The organism is Microcoleus sp. OTE_8_concoct_300, from assembly GCF_031383065.1.
GTDB lineage: Bacteria > Cyanobacteriota > Cyanobacteriia > Cyanobacteriales > Microcoleaceae > Microcoleus.
This window is the reverse complement of record NZ_JANMZH010000796.1, coordinates 1-9,443: the sequence shown is the minus strand read 5'-3', so window position 1 is coordinate 9,443 and position 9,443 is coordinate 1. Positions and strand designations below refer to the sequence as shown.

At 48.1% G+C, this 9,443-nt stretch carries 8 protein-coding genes and 1 pseudogene; 3 read left to right on the top strand and 6 right to left on the bottom strand.

Annotation, left to right across the window (positions count from 1 at the left end):
- Positions 1–134 precede the first annotated feature (134 nt).
- The 5 genes from ACUVJL_RS35540 to ACUVJL_RS35520 all read right to left on the bottom strand — a co-directional run bounded on the left by ACUVJL_RS35540 (position 135) and on the right by ACUVJL_RS35520 (position 4,370).
- Positions 135–485, bottom strand: coding sequence for a hypothetical protein (locus tag ACUVJL_RS35540; protein WP_445250118.1), 351 nt, complete (start codon positions 483–485; stop codon positions 135–137).
- An 11-nt stretch (positions 486–496) separates the two neighbouring features.
- Positions 497–1,009 (bottom strand): phage tail protein, encoded by a 513-nt coding sequence (locus ACUVJL_RS35535; RefSeq protein WP_445250117.1) that lies wholly within the window; start codon positions 1,007–1,009, stop codon positions 497–499.
- Positions 1,010–1,143: 134 nt separating this feature from the next.
- Positions 1,144–1,647 (bottom strand): phage tail protein, encoded by a 504-nt coding sequence (locus ACUVJL_RS35530; RefSeq protein ID WP_445250116.1) that lies wholly within the window; start codon positions 1,645–1,647, stop codon positions 1,144–1,146.
- Between the two features lie 45 nt (positions 1,648–1,692).
- A complete protein-coding gene (locus ACUVJL_RS35525) occupies positions 1,693–2,214 on the bottom strand; it encodes a phage tail protein (RefSeq protein ID WP_445250115.1) in 522 nt (173 codons plus the stop codon).
- 383 nt (positions 2,215–2,597) lie between these two features.
- Entirely contained in the window at positions 2,598–4,370 is a 1,773-nt protein-coding gene (locus ACUVJL_RS35520; protein WP_445250114.1) for a phage tail sheath family protein, read from the bottom strand.
- Positions 4,371–4,683: 313 nt separating this feature from the next.
- On the opposite strand from ACUVJL_RS35520, the gene ACUVJL_RS35515 reads away from it, so the two are divergent.
- The 3 genes from ACUVJL_RS35515 (at position 4,684) to ACUVJL_RS35505 (ending at position 8,908) form a co-directional block, all read left to right on the top strand.
- Positions 4,684–5,505: a LuxR C-terminal-related transcriptional regulator gene (locus ACUVJL_RS35515; protein ID WP_445250113.1), complete on the top strand. Its 822-nt coding sequence runs from the start codon at positions 4,684–4,686 to the stop codon at positions 5,503–5,505.
- 138 nt (positions 5,506–5,643) lie between these two features.
- Positions 5,644–6,918: a DUF4255 domain-containing protein gene (locus tag ACUVJL_RS35510; RefSeq protein WP_445250112.1), complete on the top strand. Its 1,275-nt coding sequence runs from the start codon at positions 5,644–5,646 to the stop codon at positions 6,916–6,918.
- A 28-nt stretch (positions 6,919–6,946) separates the two neighbouring features.
- On the top strand, positions 6,947–8,908 hold the full coding sequence (locus tag ACUVJL_RS35505; protein ID WP_445250111.1) for an ATP-binding protein: 1,962 nt from the start codon (positions 6,947–6,949) through the stop codon (positions 8,906–8,908).
- 414 nt (positions 8,909–9,322) lie between these two features.
- Here ACUVJL_RS35505 and ACUVJL_RS35500 read toward each other — a convergent pair.
- A pseudogene (locus ACUVJL_RS35500) lies at positions 9,323–9,443 on the bottom strand (IS110-like element ISStma4 family transposase); the annotation flags it as partial.

Sequence of the window (9,443 nt, the reverse complement as noted above, 5' to 3'; positions counted from 1 at the left end):
TAGGAATGAGAATTAAATAACTTCCACAAGTTTGTGGGATGGGCGTCCCGCCCGTCCTTTTTGGACGGGCGGGACGCCCATCCCACAATAATAATTAAAATTGTAAGTTATTTAATTCGCGATCCATAGCAAATTTAAAGCAGGGGCATAGAAGTGGGAGAATCAGCAGAAGTAGCGCGATCGGTAGTTTGATCCTCTTCTAACCCATTAATATACCGATAAAACTTTTGCAAGTAACTCAAGTCGCAAGCAAACAGATTTTCAATCACCATCGGCGAAATATCTTCCAGCGCCCCCAACCGGCTAATCACGCGAGATAAAATAATCACCGTTGCATAAGCTGGATTCGATTGCACTCTAGGGTCGCGCATCGGTACAATTTCATCGATCGCCCTTGAGAGCCGCATAACTCCCTTGCGGTGCAAATTGCCCTGTTCGTCCAGGTATCCTTTAGGAAGGGTAAACTCAAACTCAGTTTGGATCATGAGACAAAATATTAACCAGCAGTAGGAACGCGCTTAAAGGTTTCCACTGCTAATTCTAACTCCTCAAAAGCCAGATCTGAACCAGAGACAACACTATCAGCGATCGAGTAGCCGATCGGCCAAGCACCTGTAAAATTAAACCGAGCTCCCTCACTAGCATTCTGGCGATAGATAGTCAGAGAACCATCGTAGCAATTCTCTGCCCAATCACCTGCCTGCACCTCCTCAATCCAGTTCCACAAAGTCATAGAAGAACTCAGACCCCGGCGCAAATTAATGTTATTCACTTTCTCATTCCCTGGCATCTTCGTGCGGATAACTCGCCCCCTCGTTGCTTCCCCCCAGTTTTGAGGGAAAACTTCCGCTATTTCTATCACATTTTGAGTATACTTAAACCCCTTACACTCCATAAAATAAGCATCAACAGAATCGCTGCTACCCTTTAATTTTAGCTCCACATAAAAACGGGATACAGTAAGAATTTCTGCTATATTTTCTTTTAATTGTTCCTGATTAGTTGACATATTAGTTTGAATATTGGAACCCTTAAACAGGCTTTAGACCTGATTAAATTTGCAAACAATTTGCCCCAAACCCCTGAAAAAAGAGGAACGAAAAAGTTTCATTTTTTCAGGGTTTTGGGGAATCTCTAGGCAGATTACATTCTGCTTCCTCCCACCGCAACCCGAATCATCCCTGCATGAGCAATCTCAATGGTTTCTTTAAAGATATCAGCGCTGTCAGCTTTCACCTGAGTGGTTTTATATTTAGCAGGAATAGCATCCCGAATATTCCACCGTGCTCCTTCGGAACCATTTTGTTTGTAAAAGATCAAGGAAGCTTCATAACGTCGCCTCATTGTCTCCCGACCGCCACCGCCCATTGCTTTCGGGTGTGAATCCACATACCATTGTAAAAGGATATCGTTGTCAGCAGCCGTAACAAACTCTAAGGTCATATTTTGATAGCTGACTGTCGCTGGAGTGGTCTGTGTATCAGTCATCATTCCCTTGCGGGTTCCTATCGGCTTACCCTCCGAAGCAGGATCGATCGTAATTGACAGTCCGCTGGCTTTGGAAATTAGTAATTGCGTATTGTTATTAATTTCTAAGTAAAAGCGAGAAACCGTCAGGTACTCCATGAGGCTTCTATCAGTTCCCATTGCGGTCATTTTAACTCATCCTCCCTATCAATTTTCTCTCAATTCTTAGGCGCTGCCAAAAGTAAGGGCTCTACCGCTCACCGATTTTACTTTATTGATGCTTTCCGCTACGAGTTCATAGGTTTCTACTGCTAAGTCTTGACCTGTAACATCTGCATCAGCAACGGAGTATTTTTTCGGCCAAGCTCGCTCCAAGTTCCAACGCATTATTTCCCGACCATTCGGATCGTAAACGACAACCGAGCCATTTTTCCGATTATTCGACCAGTTTCCTTTACCCCCCTCGCTCGGTGGCAAGCATTCTTGGAACCACTTGTACATTTGAGCGCTAGCACTTCGCGCATCATCGCACAGGTAAACTTCAACCGTCATAGCGGGGTTAGAATCGTAGCCGCCAGAGGTAGTTTGCCGATCGTGAATTCCCCCTTTGGTCGAACCGATTGGCTTGGCATTTCCCGTCACTTTTCCTTCATAAGAAATCTGAGCCATGCTCTTAATTTGAGCTTGAGTAATCCCATCAAACTCTACGTAAAAGCGAGACGCAACAGTTGTAACAACTCCTACCATATTTTCCTTCCTTTCTCAGATTTTTAGCATTCGCTCAAGGGAGAACAAAACTTACGCAATCATTCGGCGATCGGCAGGGCAATCACAGGAGTTTGCCCCTACAAAACATCATCTATAATGCGTAAGATCATGTCCGGTCGAGCGATCGGGATTCTTGTAGGGGTTCCCCTCACCAACAATACCTGCCAATAATTGACCATCTCAAAAACCCGCCCCGACCGGAATATTATGGTTAATCGATGCGACATGATATAAGTCCTAAAGAAGATAGAGGTTCCGAGTTTTTGAGGCAACTACAGGAGAAGTTCTCCTACAGCGCAGAACTTAATTTATTCTGATTGCTTAACCCAGTTTCCTTACTTCCTGTCCTCTACTTTCTCGCGTTAACCAAAGGGGCCGCCGGACTCCTCATTTTCATTGCCTGTAATCTGGCTGATTCGGAAAATCACAAATTCAGCAGGGCGGACAGGAGCGACACCAACTTCAACGTACAATCGACCCTGGAGCATTGTTTGCGGGGTATTGATATCCTCATCGCACTTGACATAATAAGCTTGACCGGGGTTGCTTCCTGCCAGAGCTCCTTCCCGCCACAGAGAGTCAAGGAAATTGCTGAGAGTGCGCTTGACCCGCTGCCAGAGGTCTTCGTCGTTGGGTTCAAATACCACCCACTGCGTCCCCTCTTCAATCGATTTCCCGATGTAACTCATCAAGCGGCGGACGTTGATGTAGCGCCACTGGATATCATCCAGTTCTACGAGGGTGCGAGCCCCCCAAAGGCGAAGGCCTCGGTTAGGGAAACTGCGGATGCAGTTAATGCCTAGGGGATTGAGGTACTCTTGTTCCCGGAAGTTGCAGTCATAGGTCAGCCCGATGACACCGCGAGGCACTTCGTTAGCAGGAGCTTTGTGAACTCCCCTGGTTTCATCGACTCGTGACCAAATGCCGGCTGCGTATCCGCAAGGCGGGACGGCAATCGGGCGACCTCCGTTGCGGGGGTTCGGAACCCTGATCCAAGGGTAGTAGAGAGCGCCAAATGCAGAACGGCGGTTAAATTCTTCAGTTAACCACCGACCCACATCTTGGGGCCTGACGCGATCTGGAGGGGCGTCGAGGATAACCATACGATTCGGCGGGTTGGGGATGTCGCCGGCGGCTGCTCCTTCGCACAGGCTGAGCATCATGTCCATAATGCCGTGAACTTGGTCTAGGTTCATCAAGCCTGCTTCGTAAACTTTCATCAAGTCCGGGCAAGCAACGATGGTCACGTCGTCAATCTCGAACAAGCCGCGCACGCCGCTGCGGTCATCCTGCGTACCTTCTACATACTGGCTGAAGCGTTCTGGCTGTACTTGCACCGGAGGCGGGCTAACTTCAAACAGCCCGTTGCTGGGACGCCGCGCCAAGGGGGTACCCGTGAGAGAGATGTCTGTAGCCCGAAGGTAGCGGGACTCCTCAAAGGCAGTCACGACATAATCTGTCACTTCGGGGACAGCTTGGGGGTTCATGGTCAGGTGTTCGTACCGCTCTAGCTCTTCCCCGCCTTGGGTAATGACAATAGTGAAGTATTCGCCTGTATTGGCAGGGATGATGGTGACAGCCTCGGAGCTTGCCTCTGGGCTGGCGTCTGAGTCTGTGTCTGAGCTTGGGGCCGGGGCTGGGGCTGGGGGTTTGGGTTCCCCATCCATAATCCTTACCCGAATTGCTCGTTCGGAAGATGGTAGCAGCGCCTCGCTGCTGCTGGTTGGGGCGATCGCTCTCTCTTCAGCTAAGGAAAACCGCAGCGCAGGGCGCTTGGCGCGGTTCAAAACCTTTGTACCTACCGTATTTGGGTCCGGCGCTGCAGAACCGGGCAACTGAGTCCCAATGCTCGTCACCCAACAGCGGCCGCCGCCGTTTAAAAACCACCCGTACACGGTGAAGGGAAGGTAAGCCCCGAAGTCGGTAAAGCCGTCAGAGTTGGGGCGTCCAAAATACTGGAGGTACTGGTTCCAGCTTGTCACCAACGTCGGCTTAAACATTTCGGCTCCGCCTCGGACATCTTCGGTGAAACCGAGAAATCCCCCAACGGCTGTTGGCACGCCCGCTATGGGGCGACTGCCTCTGTCAACTTCCTCTATGTAAACCCCAGGGGCGAAATAGTCAAGTCTTGCCATAATTCTTTATATCCTGCAACGCTAGCCCGCAATTGCCCCAGTTTCACGCGCTTCGCTTTGCTTGGTGGCGACATGACTGAAGAAGGCAAAGATTTTTCTTGAAGCTTGTTTGTCTGACTAGACACAGGTTAAGGGGTAACACCGAGCATGAGTTATAGACTTTGGTCGAAATTTCCCTCACAGAACCACTGGTGGCTGGATATCATTAATTTATGAATAAAGTTTAAGGTGTTGTAATCTATGCCTTTAGATAGGTGCTATATTTGTTTTACCGTAATAAAAGCTGAATGCTGAACAGGGGGACTCTTGTATTATGCACGGAATCATCATTAATAATTCACCATCCAAAACGAATGAAAATTATGGGGTCACTCCGCAACGTTTTTATAGCTCAACTAGCCCTCAAAATGAGCTTAAAATCATCCCCCTCATACTTGTAGCTCAAGAGCTTTTCTTTTTTCAAAGTTTAAGAAGCTTCTTTGGCTTCTATAAAGTTAACCCTTTATGGCAATTTAATATAGTTGGGGAAGCCAAGACGCAACCAGAAGCAATAAAGGTAGCTGTTCAACAACAGCCAGCTTTAATTCTATTGGATATAGATTTTCATCAAGAACCCGAGGAGGCAATTAATACTATCGTCGAGTTGAACAGTTTATTTAACAAAAGAAATCAAGAGAAACTCAAAATTATAGCGATCTCAAGTCAAAGAGACGAAAAAGTGATCTTTCTAGCCATGCAAGCAGGGGCTCTTGGCTATGTCTTGAAAGAAAATTGGCCGTCCCAACTTTGCTCTGCTATGCTCACGGTACTCAGCGGTCAAGTTTATCTGTGTCCTGAAGTAGCAACTCAGTTTTTCCGGGGTTTTCACCTTTACGGACAAGCTAGTTTTACGAATGCTAACCAATCGCGCTCGTTGGTGACAAGCTCGGATAGCCACCACCCCTACCGCCTCACCCAGCGAGAACAGGAAGTTTTAGAATTATTAGTCAAGGGGTATTGTAATGAAGAGATTGCGAAGCCCCTTTACATTACTATAGCCACTGTCAAAGCCCACCTCACCTCGATATTTGAAAAATTAGGCGTGAAAAACCGTAGCCAGGCAATTGTGAGAGCATTGGAACTTGACATTGTTTGAAGCAGGCTAAAAACTGATAGCTAAAAGCTCAAAGTTAGCTGCTCATAGCTAATGGGAAAGCCTAAAAAAAATAGCAATTAGTAATGAGTCATTAAATTATCCCATTTTTAGAGCTTGTACTGCTTTACAATCAATGCCATGAGTAATTATTTAGCAATGGCCACAGTCACAGCCACATTGCAAAAAATATTGCAGCGCTCAGTCCAAATCGACGTAGAGGGCGCGCGAGTCACCACCACTCGCCCAGAAAATTCTGGAGGGACATCAGAAACTGGAATTAGCCTTTACCTTTATCACGTTAAACGTAACACAGCTCTGGGGAACGCAGATATGCCACCGCGCCAACGAAAAGGCGAATTGGTGAAGCGAAATCAGTTGCCGATAGATTTATATTACCTCATTAGTTGTTATGGAAATGATGTAGAACTAGAACCCCAACGCTTATTAGGAAGTGTGATGCGGACGCTCGAAGACAGAGGAATATTATCCGCTCAAATGATTCGTGAAACGGCCAGCGATCCGAGCTACCCCTTTTTGGCAAATTCTGACTTATCCGAACAAATAGAAATGATTCGGGCAGAATTTGTTCCAATTTCAACGGATGAATTATCCAAAGTTTGGTCAGTTTTTCTCCAAACGCCCTACGTCTTATCAGTTATTTATAAAATTACAGTTGTAGTGCTCGAAGGAGAAGATCCGGTGGCAATATCATTGCCAATTCGCGATCGCCGCGTCAGCGGGTGGATCTTCGGCAAACAGCCTGCAATTCACTCAGTAATATCAGCCGAAGGTCGAGATCAACCGATTTTCGCCACTAGCACGTTAGCGATTCGCGGTAAAATGCTAGCGAACGCTCTGGCCTTAATCCGAGTTTGCGGGGTTGAGGTAGCACCCCCAACTATACAAGAGACAGAAATGACTTTACCCTTGTCCTTGATCCCGATAGAAGCGATGCGAGCAGGGGTCCAGGGGTTGCAAGTGATCCACCGACAAAGAGCAGAGGAAACAGAAACTGCCAATCGAATGGTCCAGCAGCGCGTTGAGTCGAATGTAGCGCCTTTCGTGTTGCGGCCCTGCGTGCTGGAGGTGAATTTGCTCAGTGTAGAAGGCAGTGACGACGAAGCGCGCACCGCCGAGATTGAGGTAGTAACCGACGTAATTGTGGGTTCTGGGCAGCGATCGCTCCTGATTCTCAACGAACGTACAGCCACCCAGTCAGAAGCTTACCTGTTCAGCGCCCAACCCCGCAATGGCGATCGTAGCAATCTCCTATTTACCTTGCAAGGAGTGAAAGCGGGAGAATACTTGCTTAGAATTCAGGTTGACGGCGCAGAGAGTACGCTGCAAGTCGATGGCGATACCAATAGTCCAACGTTTGAGCAGTATATCGACCCTGCGATCGCCATCCCTTAATCCTGTGCCATCCCCTAAATTGAAAGAAATGAGCGTTGTTTCCGTGCAAGACTGGCAAAAATTGAACCAACAGTCCCTAATGGCTGCCCTCGCCAAAGTGCGAAAAGCCCTAGAACACAAGGCTGGGCAAGCAGAGAACGGGAAACAGCCGCCGGCTGCGGGTCAGGATCAATGGGAAAGCTCAGCGCTCGAACAACTCTGCCACAGCTTTGGCTTATCGACCTTTGAACGAGATTTGCTGCTGCTGTGTGCAGGCATGGAATTGGATGCGAGTTTTGCCAGCTTGTGCGCGATCGCCCAAGGCGATCCTCAAAAACCTTACCCCACCTTCAGCTTAGCGCTGAGTGCCTTAGATGCGCCGCACTGGAACGCTCTCACCCCTAACTCTCCCCTGCGTCGCTGGCGACTGATTGAAGTGGGAGGAGGTGCAACCTTAACTCAAAGTCCCCTCCGCATTGACGAGCGAATTTTGCACTATCTCGCCGGAGTTCAACATCTGGACGAACGCTTGGCGGGAATGATTGAACCTGTACGGGAGTCTAGTGAGTTAGTGCCTTCCCACCAACAGCTTGCCGAACAATTGGCGCAAACACTTTCTCAGGCGGCAGGGAGTGAGAGGTTGTTAGCAGTGCTGCTGTGCGGAGAAGACCTGGCGAGCAAGCGGGCGATCGCAGCAACAGCGTGTAAACTTTTGGGGTTGAGCTTGCACCTGGTGCTGGCAGATAATTTGCCCAGCAATGCTAACGAACTAGGGCAATTTTTGCGTTTGTGGGATCGGGAAGCGGTGTTGTGCAATAGCGCTTTAGTGTTGGATTGTGATGAAGCCGATGTTGAGCGCAATGGTAGCGCGATCGCTCGCTTAATCGAGCAAATCAATAGCCCTCTAATCGTGACAGCACAAGAGCGTATCCGCCAACGCCAGCGCCCGCTGGTGAGTTTTGATGTCAGTAAGCCCACGCACTCAGAACAGTATTTGCTTTGGGAAGAAGCGCTAGGGGCCTTCGCAGCAGAGTTGCCAGAGGGGATCGATCGTTGGGTGGCACAATTCAACTTAAATGCCCCTGCCATTCAAGCCACTTGTGCCAGTACCTTGGGGCAGATCGAGGTAGAGGATAATTCTCAGACCCTCAGCGATGCTTTGTGGGAAGCGTGTCGCGCCCAAGCTCGTCCCCGGATGGAAGATTTAGCCCAGCGCATTGACGCAGGCGCTAGCTGGGATGATTTGGTGTTACCAGAGATGCAGTTTCAAACACTACAAGCGATTATCGCCCATGTCCGGCAGCGAGTTAAAGTTTATGAGCGTTGGGGGTTTGCCGGTAAAGGAGGGCGGGGTTTAGGAATTAGCGCTTTATTTGCTGGCCCTAGCGGGACGGGGAAGACAACGGCAGCGGAGGTAATTGCTAGGGAATTAAATTTAGATTTGTATCGCATTGATTTGAGTGCAGTTGTTAGTAAATATATTGGCGAAACAGAAAAGAACTTGAGGCGGGTGTTTGATGCGGCCGAAGGCGGAGGAGCAATTTTGCTGTTTGATGAAGCGGATGCTTTATTTGGCAAACGCTCGGATGTGAAAGATTCCCACGACCGCCATGCAAATATTGAAGTTAGCTATTTATTGCAACGGATGGAAGCTTATAGGGGGTTAGCAATTTTAACGACTAATTTAAAAGGAGCGCTGGACAGTGCCTTTTTGCGGCGGATTCGCTTCGTCGTGCAGTTTTCTTTTCCCGATGCAGCTCAACGAGCTGAAATTTGGCGTCGCATTTTTCCCAAAGAAACGCCCTTAGAAGGAGTGGATGTTAATAAATTGGCGAGACTCAGCGTTGCAGGGGGAAATATTCGCAATATTGCGATGAATGCTGCTTTTTTGGCGGCCGATGCCAATGAAGCTGTGACAATGAAACATTTGTTAAGTGCTGCTCGGAGCGAGAGTACGAAAGTGGAAAAACCATTAACAGATAGTGAAGTGAAAGGATGGGTTAGCTCGTAGTTGATCGGGTAAAGCCATTGGTGACAAGTTAAGCCTCAAAGCCAGTTGTCAAGGGAATTTTGGCGTTGCTGAATTGAGGTATGATTAGGAAGCTTGCCGCTGGCGGTTCAGGTCGAATAGCTTTCAAATCAGAGTATCTAAATGAGGCGTTGCTGGATTAAGGTATGATAAGCGCGATCGATCGCTCTTCATCTCACTCGATCGTAATGATTAATTGAATAGGGAACGGGAACACTATTAAACAAAAGAATAGTGAATTACTAATCAAATTGAATGTTTGAGCAACTTGCTGTCTGATTGAGAATAACAAAGAGTTTTTATTTTTCAGCGAGCTATCCGGATGTCTGATATCCTGTCCGGTCGATTCCCTCCGCTTCGCTTCGCCCGAAATCAGGTAGATACTGTCTTGACCTGTCAAGGGGTAGCAGTCAAATAATTAGGATCGAAGGGCTTTTGGGACTTTAAAATCCCAAAAGCCAAATGCACCAATTTCCTCATCAGAGCGCCAATCACCTGCATTTTTACCTTTCCACGT

Bases quoted from the DNA above. Each gene is read 5' to 3' on its own strand.
- ACUVJL_RS35540 (WP_445250118.1), bottom strand. From the start codon at position 485: ATGATCCAAACTGAGTTTGAGTTTACCCTTCCTAAAGGATACCTGGAC.
- ACUVJL_RS35535 (WP_445250117.1), bottom strand. From the start codon at position 1,009: ATGTCAACTAATCAGGAACAATTAAAAGAAAATATAGCAGAAATTCTT.
- ACUVJL_RS35530 (WP_445250116.1), bottom strand. From the start codon at position 1,647: ATGGGAACTGATAGAAGCCTCATGGAGTACCTGACGGTTTCTCGCTTT.
- ACUVJL_RS35525 (WP_445250115.1), bottom strand. From the start codon at position 2,214: ATGGTAGGAGTTGTTACAACTGTTGCGTCTCGCTTTTACGTAGAGTTT.
- ACUVJL_RS35520 (WP_445250114.1), bottom strand. From the start codon at position 4,370: ATGGCAAGACTTGACTATTTCGCCCCTGGGGTTTACATAGAGGAAGTT.
- ACUVJL_RS35515 (WP_445250113.1), top strand. From the start codon at position 4,684: ATGCACGGAATCATCATTAATAATTCACCATCCAAAACGAATGAAAAT.
- ACUVJL_RS35510 (WP_445250112.1), top strand. From the start codon at position 5,644: ATGAGTAATTATTTAGCAATGGCCACAGTCACAGCCACATTGCAAAAA.
- ACUVJL_RS35505 (WP_445250111.1), top strand. From the start codon at position 6,947: ATGAGCGTTGTTTCCGTGCAAGACTGGCAAAAATTGAACCAACAGTCC.